This is a genomic window from Actinocatenispora thailandica (genome assembly GCF_016865425.1).
In the GTDB taxonomy this organism is placed as follows: Bacteria; Actinomycetota; Actinomycetes; order Mycobacteriales; family Micromonosporaceae; genus Actinocatenispora; species Actinocatenispora thailandica.
Genome location: NZ_AP023355.1, coordinates 788,715 through 809,144 on the forward strand (window position 1 = coordinate 788,715; position 20,430 = coordinate 809,144).

At 73.3% G+C, this 20,430-nt stretch carries 19 protein-coding genes; 15 read left to right on the plus strand and 4 right to left on the minus strand.

Translation table 11 applies throughout. The features are described from left to right. Positions 1–5: 5 nt before the first annotated feature. The 6 genes from Athai_RS03580 (at position 6) to Athai_RS03605 (ending at position 8,690) form a co-directional block, all read left to right on the plus strand. Positions 6–2,411, plus strand: coding sequence for a polysaccharide lyase 8 family protein (locus tag Athai_RS03580; RefSeq protein WP_203960143.1), 2,406 nt, complete (start codon positions 6–8; stop codon positions 2,409–2,411). A 122-nt stretch (positions 2,412–2,533) separates the two neighbouring features. Further along, on the plus strand, positions 2,534–3,859 hold the full coding sequence (locus Athai_RS03585; RefSeq protein ID WP_203960144.1) for a M60 family metallopeptidase: 1,326 nt from the start codon (positions 2,534–2,536) through the stop codon (positions 3,857–3,859). A 963-nt stretch (positions 3,860–4,822) separates the two neighbouring features. Beyond that, positions 4,823–5,377 carry a S1C family serine protease gene (locus Athai_RS34680; RefSeq protein WP_203960145.1) on the plus strand — a complete coding sequence of 185 codons (555 nt, stop codon included), beginning with the start codon at positions 4,823–4,825 and terminating at the stop codon, positions 5,375–5,377. Further along, positions 5,317–6,093 carry a S1C family serine protease gene (locus tag Athai_RS03595; protein ID WP_275422635.1) on the plus strand — a complete coding sequence of 259 codons (777 nt, stop codon included), beginning with the start codon at positions 5,317–5,319 and terminating at the stop codon, positions 6,091–6,093. The genes Athai_RS34680 and Athai_RS03595 overlap by 61 nt, the downstream gene beginning before the upstream one ends. 97 nt (positions 6,094–6,190) lie before the next feature. Further along, the gene (locus Athai_RS03600) at positions 6,191–7,858 is read left to right on the plus strand and encodes a bifunctional 3'-5' exonuclease/DNA polymerase (RefSeq protein ID WP_239156696.1); all 1,668 of its coding nucleotides are present in this window, start codon (positions 6,191–6,193) and stop codon (positions 7,856–7,858) included. A 109-nt stretch (positions 7,859–7,967) separates the two neighbouring features. Next, positions 7,968–8,690, plus strand: coding sequence for an MgtC/SapB family protein (locus Athai_RS03605; RefSeq protein WP_203960147.1), 723 nt, complete (start codon positions 7,968–7,970; stop codon positions 8,688–8,690). Positions 8,691–8,732: 42 nt separating this feature from the next. Here the strand turns inward: Athai_RS03605 and Athai_RS03610 are convergent, their stop codons facing one another. Next, positions 8,733–9,233, minus strand: a complete 501-nt coding sequence (locus tag Athai_RS03610) for an Lrp/AsnC family transcriptional regulator (RefSeq protein WP_203960148.1) — start codon at positions 9,231–9,233, stop codon at positions 8,733–8,735. A gap of 95 nt (positions 9,234–9,328) precedes the next feature. Here Athai_RS03610 and Athai_RS03615 point away from each other — a divergent pair, with 95 nt between their 5' ends. Next, positions 9,329–10,579 carry an MFS transporter gene (locus tag Athai_RS03615; RefSeq protein WP_203960149.1) on the plus strand — a complete coding sequence of 417 codons (1,251 nt, stop codon included), beginning with the start codon at positions 9,329–9,331 and terminating at the stop codon, positions 10,577–10,579. Positions 10,580–10,619: 40 nt separating this feature from the next. On the opposite strand, the gene glyA is transcribed toward Athai_RS03615, so the two are convergent. Then, positions 10,620–11,894, minus strand: coding sequence for a serine hydroxymethyltransferase (glyA, locus tag Athai_RS03620; protein ID WP_203960150.1), 1,275 nt, complete (start codon positions 11,892–11,894; stop codon positions 10,620–10,622). 216 nt (positions 11,895–12,110) lie between these two features. Next, positions 12,111–12,404: a DUF4235 domain-containing protein gene (locus Athai_RS03625; protein ID WP_203960151.1), complete on the minus strand. Its 294-nt coding sequence runs from the start codon at positions 12,402–12,404 to the stop codon at positions 12,111–12,113. A 325-nt stretch (positions 12,405–12,729) separates the two neighbouring features. Here Athai_RS03625 and Athai_RS03630 point away from each other — a divergent pair, with 325 nt between their 5' ends. The 8 genes from Athai_RS03630 (at position 12,730) to Athai_RS03665 (ending at position 19,810) form a co-directional block, all read left to right on the plus strand. After that, entirely contained in the window at positions 12,730–13,431 is a 702-nt protein-coding gene (locus Athai_RS03630; RefSeq protein WP_239156697.1) for a Crp/Fnr family transcriptional regulator, read from the plus strand. A gap of 152 nt (positions 13,432–13,583) precedes the next feature. Next, positions 13,584–13,970 carry a group I truncated hemoglobin gene (locus Athai_RS03635; protein ID WP_203960152.1) on the plus strand — a complete coding sequence of 129 codons (387 nt, stop codon included), beginning with the start codon at positions 13,584–13,586 and terminating at the stop codon, positions 13,968–13,970. Positions 13,971–13,975: 5 nt separating this feature from the next. Beyond that, positions 13,976–15,166: a globin domain-containing protein gene (locus Athai_RS03640; protein ID WP_203960153.1), complete on the plus strand. Its 1,191-nt coding sequence runs from the start codon at positions 13,976–13,978 to the stop codon at positions 15,164–15,166. Continuing rightward, a complete protein-coding gene (locus Athai_RS03645) occupies positions 15,163–15,756 on the plus strand; it encodes a DivIVA domain-containing protein (RefSeq protein ID WP_203960154.1) in 594 nt (197 codons plus the stop codon). Before Athai_RS03640 ends, Athai_RS03645 begins: the two co-directional genes overlap by 4 nt. A 163-nt stretch (positions 15,757–15,919) precedes the next feature. After that, positions 15,920–16,831 carry an ABC transporter ATP-binding protein gene (locus Athai_RS03650; protein WP_203960155.1) on the plus strand — a complete coding sequence of 304 codons (912 nt, stop codon included), beginning with the start codon at positions 15,920–15,922 and terminating at the stop codon, positions 16,829–16,831. Beyond that, positions 16,831–17,574 (plus strand): ABC transporter permease, encoded by a 744-nt coding sequence (locus Athai_RS03655; RefSeq protein WP_203960156.1) that lies wholly within the window; start codon positions 16,831–16,833, stop codon positions 17,572–17,574. Before Athai_RS03650 ends, Athai_RS03655 begins: the two co-directional genes overlap by 1 nt. Further along, a complete protein-coding gene (locus tag Athai_RS33840) occupies positions 17,562–19,190 on the plus strand; it encodes a sensor histidine kinase (RefSeq protein WP_239156698.1) in 1,629 nt (542 codons plus the stop codon). The genes Athai_RS03655 and Athai_RS33840 overlap by 13 nt, the downstream gene beginning before the upstream one ends. Continuing rightward, entirely contained in the window at positions 19,187–19,810 is a 624-nt protein-coding gene (locus Athai_RS03665) for a response regulator (RefSeq protein WP_203960157.1), read from the plus strand. The genes Athai_RS33840 and Athai_RS03665 overlap by 4 nt, the downstream gene beginning before the upstream one ends. A gap of 28 nt (positions 19,811–19,838) precedes the next feature. Here the strand turns inward: Athai_RS03665 and Athai_RS03670 are convergent, their stop codons facing one another. Beyond that, positions 19,839–20,345 (minus strand): DinB family protein, encoded by a 507-nt coding sequence (locus tag Athai_RS03670; RefSeq protein WP_239156699.1) that lies wholly within the window; start codon positions 20,343–20,345, stop codon positions 19,839–19,841. Positions 20,346–20,430: the final 85 nt, after the last annotated feature.

Here is a 20,430-nt window from a genome sequence, read left to right on the forward strand (position 1 = left end):
CCGGCATGGAGATGACCCGGAGGCAGGCGCTGGTACTCGGCGCCGCGGCGGTCGGTGCGGCCGGCGGCGCGTCGGCTCTCGCGCCCCGAGCCGCCCGCGCCGGGGACGCCGACGAGTTCGAGACGCTGCGCCGGCGCTGGGCCACGTTGCTCACCGGCGGCACCGCGGATCCGGCCGACCCGGACGTGGTGCGCGCACTGTCCGATGTGGACGACGCCGCCGAGAGCGTGTGGCAGGCGATGGACACCGGCGCCGATGCGGCGACCCCGTGGCCGGACCTGCCGCTGACCGCCACCGACGGGGTCAACGCCAACGCCTGCCTCAACCGGCTGCTGACGCTGGCGGTCGCGTGGGCGACCGAGGGTGCGGCGAAGCACGGCGACGGTGCCGTGCTGGCCGCCATCGTCGGCGCGCTGGACCTGGTGTACTGCAAGCGGTACAACGAGAACGCCCGGGAACTCGGCAACTGGTGGAACTGGGAGATCGGCTGCCCGAAGACGCTCGCCCAGATCCTGGTGCTGCTGCCCGGCCAGGTGCCCGCCGACCAGCTCGCCAACCACCTGCGGGTGATCGGTCACTTCGTGCCGAACGCCGACCGGCGGACGAACTACCCGAGCCTCGCCGAGACCGGCGCGAACCGGATGGACAAGGCGGTGATCGTCGCGCTCAGCGGCATCGTCGGCCGCGATCCGGACCGGATCGCGCTGGCCCGGGACGGCGTCTCGGACGTTCGCGACTCCGGCCGGTACGGCATCTTCCAGTACGTCACCCGCGGCGACGGGTTCTACCGGGACGGTTCGTTCATCCAGCACGACAGCATCCCGTACGTCGGCTCGTACGGTGCGGTGCTGCTCGACGACATCTCCCGGTTGCTGTTGCTGCTGGCCGGATCGAGCTGGGCGATCACCGACCCGAACCAGAACGTCGTGCTGGACGCGGTGTCCGCGAGCTACGCGCCGTTCCTGACCAGCGGGGCGATGATGGACTGCGTGCGCGGGCGCGCGGTGTCCCGGCAGCACTCGTCGGACCACGACGCGGGGCACGGCATCGTCGACAGCGTGCTGCTGCTCGCCCAGGGCGCGCCGGCGTCGTACGCGGCGAGCTTCCGGGCGCTCGCGAAGGGTTGGCTGCGCCGGGACACCGCCCGGCCCTACCTCGCCACCGCGACGCTGCCGCAGCTGGTGGCGGCGAAGGCGGTGCTCGCCGACGGTGGCGTCACGGCGACACCGGAACCGGAGTACCACCGGCAGTTCCCGCACCAGGACCGGATCGTGCACCGGCGCCGGGACTGGTCGTTCACGCTCGGGCTCAGCTCGGACCGGATCTTCCGGTACGAGTGCGGCAACGGCGAGAACCTGCACGGCTGGTACACCGGCGACGGCATGACCTACCTCTACCTCGCCGACGACCTGGCGCAGTTCTCGGACGGGTTCTGGCCCACGGTCGATCCGTACCGGCTGCCCGGCGTCACCGTCGGCACCGAGCCGCGGGCGGACGCGGTCAGCCACGGCACGTCCGGGCCGATCGCCTTCGACGCCTGGGTCGGCGGCACCAGCCTGGCCGACCGGTACGGCGCCGTGGGGATGGCGTTCACCTCCTACGACCGGACCATCACGGCCCGCAAGTCGTGGTTCCTGCTGGACGACGCGGTCGTCGCGCTCGGCGCCGGGATCGCCCGGTCCGGCGACGAGCACCCGGTGCTGTCGGTGGTGGAGAACCGGAACCTGCACGCCGGCGGTACCAACCGGCTGCTGGTCGACGGGCACCGGCAGCCCGACGACCTCGGCTGGCAGGGGCGGTTCGGCGGCGCGCGGTGGGCGCACCTGGACGGCGTCGGCGGCTACGTGTTCGGCGGCGACGCCACACTGCACGCCGAACGGGCCGAGCGCACCGGCAGCTGGCACGACATCAACACCGGATCGGACACCGCCGGCAACGGCGACGAGCTGACCCGCCGGTACCTGACCCTGTGGTTCGACCACGGCACGACGCCGTCGGACGCCGGCTACCAGTACGTGCTGCTGCCCACCGCGTCGGCCGCGGCGACCGCCCGCTGGGCGGCCGACCCGCCGGTGCGGGTACTGGCGAACACCGCTGCGGTACAAGCGATCCAGGTTTCCCGGCCGCGCCTGACGATGGCCACCTTCCAGGCGGCCGGGCAGGCCGGGCGGCTCGCCACCGACGGCCCGGCGGCGGTACTGGTCGCCGCGGACGGCGCCCGGATCACCGTCGCGGTCAGCGATCCGAGCCGTACCGCGGAGACGGTGCGGGTGACGCTGCCGTTCCCGGTGCGGCGGCTGACCGACGCGGACGACACGGTACGACTGGTGTCGGCCGGGCCGCGGGCGGTACTCGCCGTCGCGGTCGGCGGCTCCAGCGGCGCCACCCACACCGCCGCGCTGCTGCGCTGAGACTCCCGATCGCATCATCCGCTGCCGGCCGCGGGGGTGGCACCGCGCCGGCCGGCACACCCCGCGTCCGCGCGGCGTCCCGTTCACTCGCCGAGGCTTCGGCGTCCACTGTGGAGGTTCGGATGTCCCTGTCCAGACGTGCACTGCTCTCCTCGGCCGCCGCGGGCGCGGCCGTCGCCGCCACCGGGTTCGGCACCGGGCCGGCGACCGCCGCGCCCGGGCCGGCCGGCGACCGCACCGTCCGGTTCACCGCCAAGCCGTCCGCCGAGCAGGAGCGGCTACGGTTGGCGCAGGCGTTGCGCGCCACCGACTTCGAGTCGACCGGCTACTACCTGCCGCCCAACACGCCGCTGCGCCTGACCGTACACGACGGACCGGTGGTCCCGGCCCTGCACATCGGCGCCCCGGACGCGGACGACCAGGCCAAGACGCCGCGCAGCTATCCGCTGACCGCCGGCGCGAACACGGTGACCGACCCGCACGGCGGCATGGTGTACCTGTCCGCGGTGGGGCACGGGCAACCGGTGTCCGTGACGCTCGGCGCCGCCGCCCGACCGGTGCCGTACTTCCGGCTGGGGAGCACCGGAAACGCCGAGTTCCGCCGCCAGCTCGACCAGCGGGCGACCCCGTGGGCCGAGCTGACCGCAGACCACGTGATCCTCACGGTCAAGCGCGAGTCTGCAGCGCAGTACGCGGCGGAGGACCAGTCGGCGTTGCTGGCCCTGTTCGCGCGCATCGTGGCGGTCGAGGACGCCACCAGCGGGCTGGCCGGGCGCAACCCGATCGACCGGCGCAACGCCCACCCGTACCACTTCGTCAACATCACCGCGACCCGACCCGGTGTCGGTGCGTACACCTCGCACGGCTACATGGCCTTCCCGAACACCTACCTGGACCGCCTGCTGGTGGTCGATGCGTTGCGCACCAACGGTTGGGGCATGTGGCACGAGCTCGGTCACGAACACCAGCAGTTCGCCTACAAGCCGGCGGTGCTCACCGAGGTCAGCGTCAACCTGTACTCGCTGGCGGTCGGCAGGGCGCTCGGCGACCAGCCGCGGCTGACCGTGCCGGACGGCAAGACCGGGCTCACCCCGTACCAGAGCGCGCTGCCCAAGCTCGGCACCGCCGGCGTGGACTATGCGAGCACCTTCGGCGCGTACGAGAAGCTGGTGATGCTCAACCAGCTGACGCTCGGCTTCGGCGACGACTTCTGGCCGCGGCTGCACCGGTTGATCCGCCGGGAGAACCCGCAGACGCAGTGGGACGCGCCGGACGCGACCGAGGTGCGGTTCGGGTACCTCGCTTCGTACACCAGCCGGATCGCCGGCGCCGACCTGACGGCTTTCTACGATCGATGGGGCGTACCGCTCACCGACGACGCACGCGCCGCGGTGGCGGCACTCGGCCTGCCGGCGCCGACGGTGGATCCGAGCACCCTGCACGAGTGACGCGCCGGGCGCGTGACGGCCCAACCGGGGGATCCGGTGATGGCGAGATCACTGTCCGATTGATTCGGACAGTGATCCCCAGAGGGATTCACGCTCCCAGGGGATTCTCAGGGAGAGCCCAGGCCGACCGCAGGCTGTCGAGCAAATCTGGCCCCATGAGCGAGCGACAGCGAGCGACCCAGCGGTACGGCGCGCCCGTGACTGATGGTCGGAGGCAGCGGAGCGGAGACCGCCCATGAGCACTCAGGACCGCGACCCCAGGGGCGCCGACGAGCAGCCCGCGGCCGGGCCCGGCCAGCCGACCGAGCCCGCCGCGGCGTCCGGACCGGCCGCCGACCAGACCGGCGCCGACCGTGCCGCGCCCGACTCGACGACACCGCCGGTCGACGCCGGTACCGACGAGGGCCCGGCGAACGCTCCGGAGCCGGCCGCCACCTCGGGCCCGCCGGCCACGCCGGAGCCGGCGGACACCCCGGAGCCCGAGGACACCCCGGGGCCCGAGGGCACTCCGGGGTTCGCCGGCGCGGCCGGGTCCGAGGACGTGACGCAGGCGGTTCCGGCCGCCGGCGCGACCGCAGCCAGCACGCCCGACGCGGTACCCCCGGCGCGTCGGGCGCCGACCAGCAGTGGTCCGCCGGTGCCGCCGCCCACCCCGAGCCCGCGGCGACCGCCGGGCAGCCCGAGCCCGCCGCCCCGGCGCAACCCGCGGCGGCTGCGAACCCGGCCCAGCCGGACGATGCGAACCCGCCGGGCTGGGCGCAGCCGGCGGCGGCCGGTGCGCAGGGCGCGCCCGGCGCCGGTCCGGCCGGCGACCAGGCCGGTCCGCCCTCCGAGTACGCCACCGAGTCGTACGGGCAGCCGGCCGGCACGCCGCCGCAGCAGCCGGCCGCGGGGCCGTACGGGCAGCAGCCCGCGGCGGGCCCGTACCAACCGGCCGCCGGCCAGCCCGTGCCCGGCCAGCCCGTGCCCGGTCAGCCGATCGGCGGGCCGGCCGACACGACCGGCCAGTTCGGCGCGACTCAGCAGGTCCCGGCCTACCCGGGCGGTTACGGCGCGTCCGGCTGGCAGCAGCCCGGGCCGTACGGCCCGAAGCCGCCGAGCAGGGCCCGCCGGTGGGTCGCGGCCGGCGCCGCGGCGGTCGTCCTGGTGCTGGCCGGCGGCGTCGTCGGCGGTGTCACGGTGCACGCGCTGGACGGGAACACGCCGATGGAGTCGACGGTCGTGTCCAGCCCGGTGTCGGTCAAGGGCGGCTCGCTCGCCGACATGGTGAAGCAGGTCAAGCCCAGCGTGGTGTCGCTGAAGGTGCAGTCCGGCCAGTCCGGAGACGAGGGTTCCGGCGTCATCATCTCGACCAACGGCATGATCGTGACCAACAACCACGTGGTCGAGGCCGCCGCGGGGGCAACGGTTCGATCCAGGTCACGTTCGACGACGGCAGCCAGGCGCCGGCGAAGATCATCGGACGGGATCCGTCCGGCGACCTCGCCGTGGTGCAGGCGCAGGGCAAGTCGGATCTGAAGCCGGCGACCATCGGCAACAGCGACAAGCTCTCGCCGGGCGACGGTGTCGTGGCGATCGGCAGCCCGCTCGGCCTGGAAGGTACGGTCACCCAGGGCATCGTGTCGGCGCTCAACCGCAGCTACACGGTGTCGACCGAACAGCAGCAGCAGCCGCAGCAGCAGAACCCGTTCAACTTCCAGGACCCGCAGAAGCAACAGCAGCAGAGCGGTTCGATCACGATCCCGAACGCGATCCAGACCGATGCGGCGATCAACCCCGGCAACTCCGGTGGCCCGCTGCTGAACATGTCCGGCCAGGTCATCGGGATCAACAGCGCGATCCGCTCGTCGGACAGCTCGGGCAGCGGCCAGGGTGGCAGCATCGGCATCGGCTTCGCGATCCCGATCAACACCGCGAAGGCCACCGCGGACAAGCTGATCAAGGGCGAGAAGGTGCAGCACCCGCTGTTCGGTGTCTCGGTGACCAGCGCCACCGACTCGAACGGCAACGGCAGCGGCGCGCTCGTCGCGGCGGTCACCAAGGGTGGCCCGGCCGACAAGGCCGGCATCCAGAAGGGTGACGTGATCACCCAGGTCGACGGGACCAAGGTGCCGGACTCCGACACGCTGGTCTCGGTGGTGGCCCAGCACCAGCCGGGCGACAAGGTGAAGGTCACCTACACCCGCAACGGCAAGTCACACACCGCCACCGCGACGCTCGCGGCAGCGAAGTAACCCAGTACCGCCCTGACGGGGCCCGCCGGAGATCCGGCGGGCCCCGTCGCGTTCGCGGTACGGCGATCCTGTCGGTGGGTGGGTGCAGGATCGAGGCGTGCGGTGGGCGGTGTACGACGACGAGGCCGGGGGCGGCGCGCTTGCCGGCCTCGACGCGTCCGGTGCGATCGGTGCCGCGACCGCCGTGCCGGCGCTGGCCGCGGCGGTGGGTGCCCGCGAGGCCGGCGACGTGCGGTGGGTCTGGCCGGACACTGCGCGCTGCTACCCGGGCCTGCTGCGGGACGGCGCCCGGGTGGCCCGGTGTCACGACCTGGCGCTGACCGAGGGGCTGCTGCTGGGGCATGCCGGCCGCTGGGGTGAGCCGCGGGCGCTGCCGGCGGCGTGGGCCCGGCTGCACGACCTGCCGGTGCCGGACGACGAGCCGCTGGCGGGCGCGCCGCAGCCGGGCCGGCCGACCCAGCCGGCGCTGTTCGCGCCGGCCCGCCAGCCGCTGCCGGGCGCGGCGTCGCCGCTGGCCGCGGTGGCCGGCGTGCACGCCGACCAGCTCGCGCGCATCGGCGCGCTGCCCGACCCGGCGCGGTTCCGGCTGCTGGTCGCGGTGGAGTCGGCGGGCGCGCTGGCGGCGGCGGAGCTGGGCGCGGTCGGCCTGCCGTGGCGGGCCGACGTGCACGACCGGTTGCTGACCGAGGCGCTCGGGGCCCGGCCGACCGGTGGTGGCCGGCCGCCGGTGCTGGCCGGGCTGGCGGCGCAGATCGAGGCGGCCTTCGGGTTTCGGCTCAACCCGGACTCGCCGGCGGAGGTGGTGGCCGCGTTCCGCAAGGTGGGCATCGCGGTGCCCTCGACCCGGGCGTACGTGTTGCGCGACGTGGAGCATCCGGCGGTGGCGCCGCTGCTCCGGTACAAGGAGTTGTCCCGGCTGCACGTGGCGAACGGGTGGCAGTTCCTCGCCGACTGGGTGGTCGGCGGCCGGTTCCGGCCGGAGTACGTCGCGGGCGCGGTGGTGTCCGGGCGGTGGGGCACCCGGGGCGGTGGTGCGTTGCAGATCCCGAAGGCGGTGCGTCGCGCGGTGGTGGCGGAACCGGGCTGGGTGCTGGTGGTGGCCGACGCCGGCCAGTTGGAGCCGCGGGTGCTCGCGGCGCTGTCCGGGGACCGCGGGATGGCGACCGCGGCGGGCCCCGGCGACATGTACGCGGCGCTCGCCGCCTCGGCGTTCGAGGGCGACCGGGCCAAGGCGAAGGTCGCGCTGCTCGCCGCGATGTACGGGGGCACCACCGGCGCCGGTGGCGCGCTGCTCGCCACCCTGCGGCGGCGGTTCCCGGACGCGGTGGGGTACGTGGAGGCCGCGGCCCGGGTGGGTGAGCAGGGCGGCCTGGTGCGTTCGCTGCTGGGGCGCACCTGCCCGCCGGCGTCGACCCCGGTCGCCGGGCCGGGCGAGCCGGCCGAGGCGGCGGAGCCGGTGTCGGCGTCGTCGGCGCGGGCCCGCGGCCGGTTCACCCGCAACTTCGTCATTCAGGCGACGGCGGCGGAGTGGGCGCTGTTGCTGCTGGCCGAGTTGCGCCGGCGGTTGGCCTCGATGGACGGTACCGAGCTGGTGTTCTTTCAGCACGACGAGGTGGTCGTGCACTGCCGGCGGGAGCTGGCGGGCGAGGTGACGGCCGCGGTGACCGCGTCGGCGCAGGCGGCGACGGGGATGTTGTTCGGGCCGACCCGGGTGCGCTTCCCGCTCGACGTGGCGACCGCGGAGTGTTATGCCGATGCGAAATGAACTATTTTCGATGTGATCTTACGGCCCACTTAACGCTATGTCGGAGGGTTTTCCGCTACCCTTACCCGTCTCGCGTTACCGCGAGAGGAAGGGAGGATCCTCAACCGGTATGACCAATATAGTGGCGTTCGGTGAGCCCATCGGGCAGGGCTGGACCCAGATCGGGGAACTCGCCCTCGCGCTGGTGCTCTGTACGGTCATCGGCCTGGAGCGGGAACTCGCCCAGAAGGCGGCCGGGCTGCGCACCCACACCCTCGTCGGGGTCGGCGCGGCGCTGATCATGCTGATCTCCAAGTACGGCTTCAGCGACATCCTCGGCGAGCACGTCACCCTCGACCCGTCCCGGATCGCCGCGCAGATCGTGTCCGGCATCGGCTTCATCGGCGGTGGGCTGATCTTCGTCCGCCGCGACGCGGTCCGCGGTCTGACCACCGCCGCGGTGATCTGGATGTCGGCCGCGGTCGGCATGGCCTGCGGTGCCGGGCTGTGGCTGCTCGCGATCGCGGTGACCGCCGGGCACTTCCTCGTGCTGTACGGCTACCCGGCGATCGGCCGGCTGCTGCCGCGGTCGAAGTGGGCGCCGTCGAACCTGACGATGACCTACCACGGTGGGCAGGGCGTGCTGCGCAACACGCTGGCCGCCTGTACCGACCGCGGCATCGCCGTCGCGGAGATCTCCACCGAGCAGGTCGAGGAGGGTGCCGGCGGCCGGGTCCGGGTCGCGCTGACCCTTCGGGGCGTCCGCGACCCGGGCGACCTGGCCGCGAGCCTGTCCGAGATCGACGGCGTGGTCGCGGTGCGCGCCGGCGACGAGGAACGCAGTACCGAATGAGCGGGCGGTGCGGCGCGCCCGGCCCGGGGTCGCCGCACCGTGTCACCAGCCGTCGGCGGGAGTGATCTCGCCCGGCGCGGCGGGCGGCTGCTCGACCTCGTGCCGCTCGTACTGGGTGGACAGCACGATGTGCGATCGCGCCTCGCCGTGCCGCTGGCCGAGCTGCTCCAGGAACCCCTCCAGGTGGGTCATCGACGCGACCCGCACCTTCAACAGGGTGCAGGACTCGCTGGCGAGCTTGTGCACCTCGACGATCTCCGGGTAGTCGGCGGCCCGCGCGGTGCGCAGCAGGCACCGGCCGGGCGTGCAGCGCAGCATCAGGAACGCGGTGAGCGGCGAGCCGGCCCGCGCCGGATCGACCCGCGCCTGGTAGCCGGTGATCACCCCGGCGTCCTGCAGCCGGCGCACCCGGTCGGCCACCGCCGGCGCCGACAGGTTCACCCGCCGGGCGAGCGACTTGTACGACTGGCGGCCGTCGGTCTGCAACTCGTGCAGGATGCGCCAGTCCAGGTCGTCGAGGGCGATCTCCGAACGGAAGGCCATTGCCGGCAATCTCCTTTCGTACGGTAGGCAGGCTCGACGAAACCCCCGTGCACTGACCATTCAGCAACCGTCGCGACTTTTCTAGCCTGCTTCGCATGGCAAACTACCCCGAAACCCCGCCGGGACGCCGGCGCACGATGGGCGCGCTGTTTCTCGGTGCCGCGTCGGTCAACGCCGCGATGGTGCTCGCCGGTACCGCCGCGACGCTGGTCGTCGCCGACCGGCTCGGCACCGGCTGGGGCGGGCTCGGCAGTACGGCCGGGGTCGCCGGCACCGCCGCCGGCGTGCTGCTGTTGAGCCGGGTGATGGCCCGGTGGAGTCGGCGTACCGGTCTGGGCGCCGGCGCCCTCACCGGTACGGCCGGCGCGGCGGTGGCGACCGCGGGTGCCGCGGCCGGCTCGGTGCCGGTGCTGCTTGCCGGGATGCTGCTGCTGGGTGTCGGGAACGCCGCCGCGCAGCTCGCCCGGTACGCGGCGGCGGGGCTGTTCGAGGCGCGCCGGCGGGGAACGGCCCTCGGCGCCGTCGTGTGGGCGGGCACCGTCGGTGCCGTCGGTGGGCCGCTGCTGCTCGGCCCGTCGACGCGGGCGGCCGGTGCTTCCGGTTGGGCACCATTGACCGGCGCCTTCGCCCTCGCACTGGGCTGCTTCGGGGTGGCCGTCGTGGCGTTCCTGCTGGTGGCACGGCGCCCGGCGGCGACGCCGGACGAGCCGGTGCCGGCGGCGGGGCCGCTGCGGACGGTGCTGGTGCGGCCGGACGTCCGGCTCGCGCTGGCTGCGATGCTGACCGCCCAGGTGGTGATGACCGCGGTGATGACCGCGGCGCCGCTGTCGATGCACCGGCACGGGCAGTCGATGGGCGTGGTCGGCCTGGTGGTGTCGGCGCACACGTTGGGCATGTTCGCGTTCGCGCCGGTGTCCGGGCGGCTGGCGGACCGGTTCGGCGGCCGGACCGTCGTCGCTGCCGGCCTGGCGACGCTGGCGCTGGCCACCGTGCTCGTCACCGGTACCGCCGGGTCGACCGGGCCCGGCCTGCCGGTGGCGCTGTTCGTGCTCGGGTACGGCTGGAACCTGGCGTTCGTCGGCGCCAGCGCCCTGCTGGTGCACGGGCTGCCGGCCGCGGTGGAGTCGCGGGTGCAGGGGCTGGTGGAGAGCTGGTCCTGGGCCGGTGGCGGTGCGGCGACGCTCGGTTCGACCGCGGTACTCGGTGCCGCCGGCTACCCGCCGCTCGCGCTCGGCGCCGGCGCGCTGCTCGCCGTACCGGCGGCGCTGCTGCTCGCCCGCCGGCCGCGCCGGCCGATCGGGGAACCGCGGCCGAACCGATCGGAGCTCGCCGAGCGGGCCCGCTGACCGGCGCGCCGGCCGGACCGTTCCGGCCGGCGCGCCACGGTCACAGCGACGGATACAGCGGGTACTTGTCGGCCAGCGCGGTGACCCGGTCGCGCAGCGCGGCGGCCCGGGACTCGTCGAAGTCGGCCGACAGTGCGCCGGCGATGACGTCGGCGACCTCGGTGAACGCGTCGGTGTCGAACCCGCGGGTGGCGAGCGCCGGGGTACCGATGCGCAGGCCGGAGGTGACCATCGGCGGCCGCGGGTCGAACGGCACCGCGTTGCGGTTGACGGTGATCCCGAGATCGTGCAGCCGGTCCTCGGCCTGCCGGCCGTCCAGCTCGGAGTCGCGCAGGTCGACCAGCACCAGGTGCACCTCGGTGCCGCCGGTCAGCACCCGGACGCCGGCGGCGGCCAGCTCCGGTGCGCTCAGCCGCTCGGCGAGGATCTTCGCGCCGGCCAGGGTGCGGCGCTGCCGGTCGGTGAACTCGTCCGAGGCGGCGACCTTGAACGCGACCGCCTTGGCCGCGATCACGTGCTCCAGCGGCCCGCCCTGCTGGCCGGGGAACACCGCCGAGTTGATCTTCTTGGCCAGCTCCGGAGTGTTGGTCAGGATGACGCCACCGCGCGGGCCGCCGAGCGTCTTGTGCGTGGTGGTGGTGACGATGTCGGCGTACTCGACCGGGTTCGGGTGCAGGCCGGCGGCGACCAGCCCGGCGAAGTGCGCCATGTCGACCATCAGCAGCGCGCCGACCTCGTCGGCGATCTCCCGGAACGCGGCGAAGTCGAGCTGCCGCGGGTACGCCGACCAGCCGGCGACGATCATCTTCGGCTGGTGCTCGACCGCGAGTCGGCGCACCTCGGCCATGTCGACCCGGTAGTCGATCTCGTCGACGTGGTAGGCGACCACGTGGTACAGCTTGCCGGAGAAGTTGATCTTCATCCCGTGGGTCAGGTGGCCGCCGTGCGCCAGGTCCAGGCCGAGGATGGTGTCACCCGGGGTCAGGGTGGCGAACATGGCGGCCGCGTTGGCCTGCGCGCCGGAGTGCGGCTGGACGTTCGCGAACCCCGCGCCGAACAGGCCCTTGACCCGCTCGATCGCCAGCCGCTCGATCACGTCGACGTGCTCGCAGCCGCCGTAGTAACGGCGGCCGGGGTAGCCCTCGGCGTACTTGTTGGTCAGCACGGAGCCCTGCGCGGACAGCACCGAGACCGGGGCGAAGTTCTCCGAGGCGATCATCTCCAGCGTCGACTGCTGGCGGTGCAGCTCGGCGCCGATGGCCGCCGCGACCTCGGGGTCGGTGTCGGCGAGGGAACGGTTCAGCAGGTCGGTCATGCCCCCATCCTCCCCGCCTTTCCGGTGCCGCCGAACGGCGGCCCCGGAAAGGGCCGCTCGGGGTCCTGGCAGCTTGAGATGTGTTTCGGGGGTCGCCATTCGGCGGCCCCCGAAACGGCCGCTTGGAGTCCTGGCAGTCGAGAGGTGGTGCTGGGGTGTTGGGTGCAGGTCACGGCTCGCTGGTGTGCTGCCAGCGGGGACGTGGGCTGGGTGGGCTCAGGCCTCGATTTCCGCCGGTTCATGCTCGTGACCTGGGGGTTCGTTGCCGGTGAACTGCCGCCAGACGCGCGCCGCGCCGCGTGCCGCGAGCAGCTCCGCGGCGGCGATGGCCACCCCGGACAGCGCCGCCCAGGCGAGCGTCTCGCCCCAGCTGGCCTCGAAGTCGTCGGCGTGCTGTGGCGGATCGTCGTGCCGCACCGCGCGCCAACCGGCGGCGACCGCCTTGCGCGCGACGAAGCCGAGCGGCAGCGCGAACGCCAGCCCGGTCACCTTCCAGCCCACCTTGCTCATGGCCGCCACGTCCGGCCCACCCCCAAGCCCGTAACCGGTAAACCCGTACGTGCATCGTGCCACGCCGCGACACCAGCACCTCGGCGAGCCGCGAGACCGGTCGTCCGGATCCGACGCGGCGTCTCCGGTACCAGCACGCCAGCGCACCGGGGCCTGCACCCCCGTACCCGGCGGTCACGTCTCGAACCGTCAACGCCACGAGCGGCACTTGACGAACCCGCCGGATGGCGGGTTCGTCAAGGTTCAGTTCGTTGAACTCTGCGTCGCAGGAGGTACACGCTAGCCTTTTGGAGGAAGGTGACCCTTTCGGGGGAGGTCGGGACGGTTGGACCGCTGGCGCGCTGTTCCGAACGACCCGTTGCGCGGGGTCGCGTTGTTCGCCGGGCTCGACCTGCGCAGCCGGCGCCGCCTCGCCGCGAGCGCCGAATCCCGGGTGTACCGGGAAGGGCAGGTGCTGTTCCGCGAGGGCGACCCGGGTGACGTGCTGTTCGTGCTCCGGCACGGCGCGGTCGCGGTGTACCGGTCTGGTCCGGGCGGCGACCGTGCGGTCCTGACGCTGGTCCGGGCGCCGAACGTGCTGGGTGAGATCTCGCTGCTGGACGGCGCACCGCGGTCGGCGTCGGTGGAGGCGATCGCGCCGACCGAGGCGCTGGTGTTGCCGCGGACCGCGTTCCTGGATCTGGTGCACACCGATCGGCGGTTGATGGACGAGGTGTTCCGGGCGATGGGCGCGATGGCCCGGCGGCTGACCGAGCAGAAGGCGGACCACATCTTCCTGGACCTGCCGGGCCGGGTGGCGAAGACGTTGGTCCGGTTGCTGGTGCCGGGTGAGGGCGAGCACGATCCGCCGACGTTGAGTCAGAGCCGGGTGGCGGAGCTGGTGGGCGGTTCGCGGCAGAGCGTGAACCAGGTGATCCGGACGTTCGCCCACCGCGGTTGGCTGCGCACCGAGGGTCGCTCGATCGTGCTGACCGACCTGGCGTCGTTGCGGCGCCGTGCCGGGCTGCCGGAGCACCCCGAGCCCTGAACGTCCATTTTGGACAGTCCGGTTCGCGCTCGGCGCGTCCGGTCGGGACGTTACCGATTGTTGAGTTATCTCACCCCGGCCCGCAGCGGCGGTCGGTTCGGGGTATCGCCAGGACGGGCGGCTCATTACACTCCATCGACCATCGTCGATAAATGATGACATGGAGGCTGATGGTGGGCGAGGCGACGAGCGACTACGAACGCATCGGTGGCGGCGAGGCGGTCCGGCAGGTGGTGGGCCGGTTCTACGAGCTGGTGCTGGGCGACCCGGAACTGGCCGGCTACTTCGTCGGTGCCGATCTGGTTCGGCTCAAACGACACCAGGCGCTGCTGATCTCCCAGGTACTCGGCGGCCCCGCCGAGTACGACGGGCGGGAGCTCGGCGCCGCGCACCGCGGGATGGGGATCAGCTCCGACGACTTCGGCCGGGTGGTCGTGCACCTGGTCGCCGCGTTGCGCGAGGCGAGCGTGTCGGAGGACATCATCGGCCGCGTCGGTGACGTGCTCGGCGGTACCAAGGCGGAGATCGTCGAGGCCTGAGTCGGATGGATCCGCAGGCACTCAAGGACAGCTGGGCCAACACCGCGCGGCACGGCGACGAGGTGCCGCTGTTCTTCTACTCGCACCTGTTCCTGACGCACCCGGAGACGCGGGGCATGTTCCCGATGTCGATGGCCGGTCAGCGCGACAAGCTGGTGGCCGCGCTGGGTCGGATCGTCAGCGACGTCGACCGGCTCGACGAGGTGCTGCCGTTCATCCAGCAGCTGGGGCGCGACCACCGTCGCTTCGCGGTACTGGCGGAGCACTACCCGGCGGTCGGCGAGTCGCTGCTCGCCACCCTCGCGCACTTCAACGGTGCACAGTGGACGGAAGCGCTGGCCGGGCAGTGGGCCGAGGCGTACGGGCTGGTCGCGCAGGTGATGACCGAGGCCGCCGAGCAGGCGGCGCAGCACAGCCCGCCGTGGTGGAACGGCGAGATCATCGGCATCGAGCGGCGCGGCCTGGACATCGCCGTGCTGCAGGTGCGCACCGACCACCCCTACCCGTACCAGCCGGGGCAGTCGGCGGCCGTCGAGTTCTCCCGCCGGCCGCGGCTCTGGCGGTACCTGACGCCGGCGAACGCGCCGCGTGCCGACCACACGATCGAACTGCACGTCAAGATCGTCGACGGCGGGCAGGTGAGCACCGCGCTGGTGCAGTCCGCCGCGCTGGGTGACACGCTGCGGATCGGCGCCCCGGTCGGGACCGCGCTGGTGCTTCCCGACGACGGTGCCGACCTGCTGATGGTCGCCGGCGCCACCGGCCTGGCGCCGTTGCGGGCGCTGCTGGAACAGCTCGACCGGCAGTGGCAGGCCGACCGGACCGAGCGGCGGGTCGACCTGTTCCACGGCGTGCGCACCGCGTTCGACCTGTACGAGCACCAGCTGCTCGGCGAACTCGCCGCGGCCCGGCCGTGGTTCCGGTACGTCCCGGTGGTGTCGCACGACGCGAGCTTCTCCGGCCAACGCGGCCTGGTCGGCGACGTCGCCGCCGGTGCCGGACGCTGGGCGGACCGGCTGTGCCTGGTGTGCGGGTCGCCGGACATGGTGCGCCACACGGTGTCCGCGCTCGGTTCCGCCGGAGTGCCCGCCGAGCAGGTGCGCTACGACGAGTTCACGCCCGGCACGGAGCCGACGCCGGCACCGGCCGCGGCGGCCACACCGGGCGGTATCGGTGGGGGAAGGTGGGGACAGTGACCGACCAGAGCGCCCCGAGGCGGGTGCCGCTCAGCGCGGAACGGGTGCGTACCACCACGTTCTCCCGACCGCCGTTCGGCCGCCGCGGCTTCCACGAGGACGAGGTACGGATGTTCCTCGGCCGGGTCGCCGACGACCTCGCGGCGGCCGACGCGGAGAAGGCGGCGCTGCGCGCCGAGATCGCCCGGCTGACCAACTACTACCGGGAACACGGCCAGGACCCGAACGCCGAGACGCAGCGGTCCCGGGTCAGTGTCGACGCGGTCAACCTGATGAGCCAGGCGCAGCAGGCCGCCGACACGCACGTCGCGCAGGCCGAGGAGTACGCGCGCAAGCTCGTCGGGCAGGCCCGGCAACGCTACGAGGAGCTCCTGCAGCACGCGCAGGAACAGGCGAAGCAGGCGGCGGCCGAGGCGCAGCGGGCGGCCGAGGCGTTGCCCGCGCACGCTAGCGAGGCGGACCGCGCCGCGCTGGAGCAGAAGGTGACCTACCTGCGTACCTTCGCCGAGGTCACCGAGGTGCAGCTGCGCTCGGTGCTGGAGGCGCTGACCCGCGAGGTGGACAAGCTGGGCGACGTACCCAAGCCGTGAACCGAGGCCGGTCATCCACCGATCGGTGGATGACCGGCCTCCACCGGCCTGCCGGTACCGGAGCGGTCTCGTGGTCGATCCGGTCGCGCCCCGGCGCTCCTAGCGTCGTACCCGACAGAGAGGTCCTGCCAGGACCTCATCGACCGTCGGGAGGGGGCCGGCCGTGCCGGTCATCGAGGTACGCGGGCTGCGCAAGACGTACGGCGAGAAGGTCGCCGTCGACGACGTGTCGTTCGACGTGGCGCAGGGCGAGATCTTCGGCATCCTCGGGCCCAACGGTGCCGGCAAGACCACCACCGTCGAGTGCGTCAGCGGGCTGCGCACCCGCGACGCCGGTACCGTCTCGGTACTGGGCGCCGATCCGCGCACCGAGCGCGACCGGGTCCGCCGGGTACTCGGCGCGCAGTTGCAGGAGTCGGCGCTGCCGGACAAGATCACCGTCGTCGAGGCGCTGAAGCTGTACGCGTCGTGCTACCGGCAGCCGGCCGACTGGCGCGCGCTGGCGGACCGGCTCGGGCTCGGCGACCGGCTGCGCACCAGGTACCAGAAGCTGTCCGGCGGGCAGAAGCAGCGGCTGGCGATCGCGCTGGCGCTGATCGGCCGGCCCCGGATCGCGGTGCTGGACGAGCTGACCACCGGACTGGACCCGCAGGCCCGACGGGACACCTGGAACCTGATCGAGGAGATCCGCGCCGACGGGGTGACCGTCCTGCTCGTCACGCACTTCATGGCGGAGGCCGAGCGGCTGTGCGACCGGGTCGCGGTGATCGACGCCGGCCGGCTCGTCGCCCTCGACACCCCGGCCGGCCTGGTGTCCACAGTGGACAACAGTCAGCAGCTCCGGTTCCGGCCGTCGAAGCCGGTCGACACCGCGTTGCTGGCCGGGCTGCCCGGCGTCACGTCGATCCGGCGCGACGGCGCGGAGCTGCTCGTCACCGGTACCGGCAACGTGCTGGCCGAGGTGGTCGGCACCCTCGCGGCGGCCGGCGTCCTCGCCGAGCACCTGCGGATGGACAGCGCCAGCCTGGACGACGCCTACCTGGCGTTGACCGGAAACTCCGAGGGAGACCAGTGATGTCGTCGTTCGCCGTGCTCGTCCGCACCGAGGCGAAGCTGTTCGGCCGCGAGCCGATGGCCGTGTTGTGGGCGATCGCGTTCCCGCCGCTGCTGCTGGTCGTCCTGGGCTGCGTACCGGCGTTCCGGGTGCATCAGCACGACCTGGGCGGCCTGCGGGTGATCGACCTGTACGTGCCGATCATGATCCTGTTCGTGGTGGCGATGACCGCGGTCAACACGCTGCCCGCCACGATCGGCCTGTACCGGGAGCGCGGCGTGCTGCGCCGGCTGTCCACCACGCCGATGCCGGCGTCCCGGCTGCTGCTCGCTCAGGTCGTCGTCAACGTCGCGGTCGAGGTGCTGGTACTGCTGCTGGTGGTGGGCCTCGGCCGGATCGGGTTCGGGGTGGCGCTGCCCCGGCAGCCGCTCGGCTACCTGGTCGCCTTCCTGCTGGTGCTGTGCGCGATGCTGGCGCTGGGCATGATGATCGCCGCGGTCGCGCCGAACACGAAGGTGAGCAACGCGCTGGGGATGATCCTGTTCTTCCCGCTGATGTTCTTCGGTGGGCTGTGGCTGCCCGTCGCGGCGATGCCGGCGGTACTGCGGCACATCGCCGAGTTCACCCCGGCGGGCGCGGCGACCCAGGCGCTCGGTGACGCCGCCGCAGGCTCCTGGCCGGGCTGGGGCCACCTCGCCGTACTCGCCGGGTACGCGCTGGTGTTCGGTACCGTGGCGGTGCGTTCGTTCCGGTGGGACAGCTGACCGAGATGGGGGTCGTGGTGACGTCCGAGCCGCCGCGGTCGACCACCGAGCCGCCGCGGTCGACCACCGAGCCGGCGGGCGTGCCGGGCCGGCACCCGCGCGGCCGGGGCCGGCCGGCGTCCTGGGAGGACCGGTTCGCGACCGTCTACCGGTTCCTGCCGTACGGGCTGGCGGTCGCCGCGGTGGTGCTCGCCACGTTCGGCCGCTTCGACACGGCCCGGATGCTGTGGATCGGAGCCGGCGCGGTGGCCACCCTGGCCCTGGTCTGCTGGTTCGAGACCCTGCATCCCCAGTGGGAGCACGAGCGGCCCGCGCTGACCACGTGCTACCTGCTCGTCCGGTTGGCGTTGACGGCCGTGCTGGTGGTGCTCGACCCGTGGTGGGGGCTGTTCGCCTGGCTCGGCTACCTCGACTTCTTCCGGGCGAACCTGCTCGGTGGCCGGATCACCACCGGGATCGGCGTCGCGGTCACCGCCGCGCTGCTCGCCGGCACCCAGATCGGCGGGTTCCAGAACCTCTCCGGCCCGTTGATCGGTGCCTACCTGGTCATGCTGCTGCTGAACCTGGTGCTGGCCGGGACGCTCGGCGCCTCCTTCTCGTACGTCGCGGTGCGCAACGAGCAGCGCCGGGTCGCGCTGCTGGAACTTGCCGAGGCGAACCGCAAGCTGTCCGAGACGCTGCGGGAGAACGCCGGCCTGCACGCCCAGCTGCTCACCCAGGCGCGAGAAGCCGGGGTGCGGGACGAACGGGCCCGGCTGGCCCGGGAGATCCACGACACCATCGCCCAGGGTCTGACCGGGATCATCACCCAGTTGCAGGCGGCGCAACGGGTCCCGGACTCCTCCGGGTACCTGCAGACCGCGCTCGGGCTGGCCCGGGACAGTCTCGGCGAGGCGCGCCGCTCGGTCCAGGCGCTGCGGCCGATGCCGTTGGAGGACGCGACGCTGCCGGTCGCGCTGCACCGGATCGTCGACCAGTGGACCGCGCGGGAGGCGCCGACCGCGACCCTGGTCACCACCGGCACCGCCCGGCCGTTGCATCCGGAGATCGAGGCCACCCTGCTGCGCGTCGCGCAGGAGGCGCTGACCAACGTCGCCCGGCACGCCCGCGCCGACCGGGTCGGCGTCACACTGTCCTACATGGAGGACGTGATCAGCCTCGACGTGCGCGACGACGGAGCCGGCTTCGACCCCGCCGCGCTACCCACCGGCCGCGGCGGTTCCGGGACGGCCCGGACGGCCGACACCACCGGAGCGGTCGCCACGGCCGACGGTGGCGCCGGGACGGCCGCTCGCCGGGACGGTGGTTCCGAGACGGCCGCTCGCCGGGACGGTGGTTCCGAGACGGCCGCTTGCCCGGACGGTGGCGCCGGGACGGCCGCTCGCCGGGACGGTGGTTCCGGGACGGCCGCTCGGCCGGACGGTGGGTTCGGGATGGCTGCTCGCCCGGACGGCGGTTCCGGGGTGGCCGCGTGCCCGGACGGCGGGTTCGGGTTGATCGGGATGCGGCAGCGGGTCGCCCGGCTGGCCGGGGAGCTCACCATCGAGTCCGAGCCGGGCAACGGCACCGCGGTGTCGGTGACGGTACCGGCGGTGCCGGCGGGCGCCGCGGCATGATCCGGGTACTGCTCGCCGACGACCACCCGGTGGTGCGGGACGGGCTGCGCGGCATGCTCGCCGACGCCGACGACATCGAGGTGGTCGGCGAGGCCGGCGACGGCGCCGAGGCGGTGGACGTGGCCGCGGTACAGGCGCCCGACGTGGTGCTGATGGACCTGCGGATGCCCGGGGTCGACGGGGTCGCCGCGATCCGCCGGCTCGCCGCGCGCGGCCTGCCGGCCAAGGTGCTGGTGCTCACCACCTACGACACCGATCGGGACGTGGTGCCGGCGATCGAGGCGGGCGCCACCGGCTACCTGCTCAAGGACACCCCGCGAGACCAGCTGTGCCAGGCGATCCGGGCCGCGGCCCGCGGCGAGGCGGTACTGTCCCCGTCGGTCGCCGGACGGCTGATGGGCCGGATCCGGGAGCCGGCCACCGAGCCGCTCAGCAACCGCGAGCTGGAGGTACTGGCGCTGATCGCGCAGGGCTGCACCAACCGTGACGCCGCGGGTCGGTTGTTCATCAGCGAGGCGACGGTCAAGACGCACCTGCTGCACATCTACGCGAAGCTCGGCGTCAACGATCGCGCCGCCGCCGTCGCCACCGCCTTCTCCCGCGGCCTCCTGCACCCCTGAGCCCGGTTCCGGGACCGGCGGCCCGAGGTCAGTCGCCGGTGCGGCCGTCGAGGCGTTCCCGGAGGAGGTCGGCGTGGCCGTTGTGCCGGGCGTACTCCTCGATCAGGTGGGTGAGGATGTAGCGCAGCGAGTAGACCTGGTCCTGGTAGCTGCCGGTGTCGTCCAGCGAGCCGGCCGCGGCGATGATCTCGTCGGCGCGGGCGCACTCCTCGGACCAGGCGACGAACGCCTCGTCCGGATCGGCGTCCTGGACCGCGAACTCGACCTCCGGCCGGGCCTGCGGATCCCACCGGGGCGGGATGTCCTCGCCGTCGAAGACGAACCGGAACCAGCTTCGTTCCACATCGGACAGGTGCCGGGCCAGGCCGAGCAGCGACAGGTCCGACGGCGGTACCGCCCGGGTGCGCAGCTGCTCGGTGCTCAGCCCGGCGCACTTGATCGCGAACGTCTGCCGCTGGTAGGTCAGGAACGCGGTCAGCATGCCGAACTCGTCGGCCTGGTGCGGCGGATCCGGCCGGTCGGGTACCTCCATCATCCTCGCATCCTCGCAGCCGCACCGTCGGACGGCGACCCGATTCCGGCGGTACGGCGTTGCCGTTCGGCGTGCCGCCGCGCGGGCG

What these genes read in the sequence shown, in the direction of transcription:
- Athai_RS03580 (WP_203960143.1), top strand. Translation starts at nt 6, where the DNA reads ATGGAGATGACCCGGAGGCAGGCGCTGGTACTCGGCGCCGCGGCGGTC.
- Athai_RS03585 (WP_203960144.1), top strand. Translation starts at nt 2,534, where the DNA reads ATGTCCCTGTCCAGACGTGCACTGCTCTCCTCGGCCGCCGCGGGCGCG.
- Athai_RS03605 (WP_203960147.1), top strand. Translation starts at nt 7,968, where the DNA reads ATGACCAATATAGTGGCGTTCGGTGAGCCCATCGGGCAGGGCTGGACC.
- Athai_RS03610 (WP_203960148.1), bottom strand. Translation starts at nt 9,233, where the DNA reads ATGGCCTTCCGTTCGGAGATCGCCCTCGACGACCTGGACTGGCGCATC.
- Athai_RS03615 (WP_203960149.1), top strand. Translation starts at nt 9,329, where the DNA reads ATGGCAAACTACCCCGAAACCCCGCCGGGACGCCGGCGCACGATGGGC.
- glyA (WP_203960150.1), bottom strand. Translation starts at nt 11,894, where the DNA reads ATGACCGACCTGCTGAACCGTTCCCTCGCCGACACCGACCCCGAGGTC.
- Athai_RS03625 (WP_203960151.1), bottom strand. Translation starts at nt 12,404, where the DNA reads ATGAGCAAGGTGGGCTGGAAGGTGACCGGGCTGGCGTTCGCGCTGCCG.
- Athai_RS03635 (WP_203960152.1), top strand. Translation starts at nt 13,584, where the DNA reads ATGATGACATGGAGGCTGATGGTGGGCGAGGCGACGAGCGACTACGAA.
- Athai_RS03640 (WP_203960153.1), top strand. Translation starts at nt 13,976, where the DNA reads ATGGATCCGCAGGCACTCAAGGACAGCTGGGCCAACACCGCGCGGCAC.
- Athai_RS03655 (WP_203960156.1), top strand. Translation starts at nt 16,831, where the DNA reads ATGTCGTCGTTCGCCGTGCTCGTCCGCACCGAGGCGAAGCTGTTCGGC.
- Athai_RS03665 (WP_203960157.1), top strand. Translation starts at nt 19,187, where the DNA reads ATGATCCGGGTACTGCTCGCCGACGACCACCCGGTGGTGCGGGACGGG.
- Athai_RS03670 (WP_239156699.1), bottom strand. Translation starts at nt 20,345, where the DNA reads ATGATGGAGGTACCCGACCGGCCGGATCCGCCGCACCAGGCCGACGAG.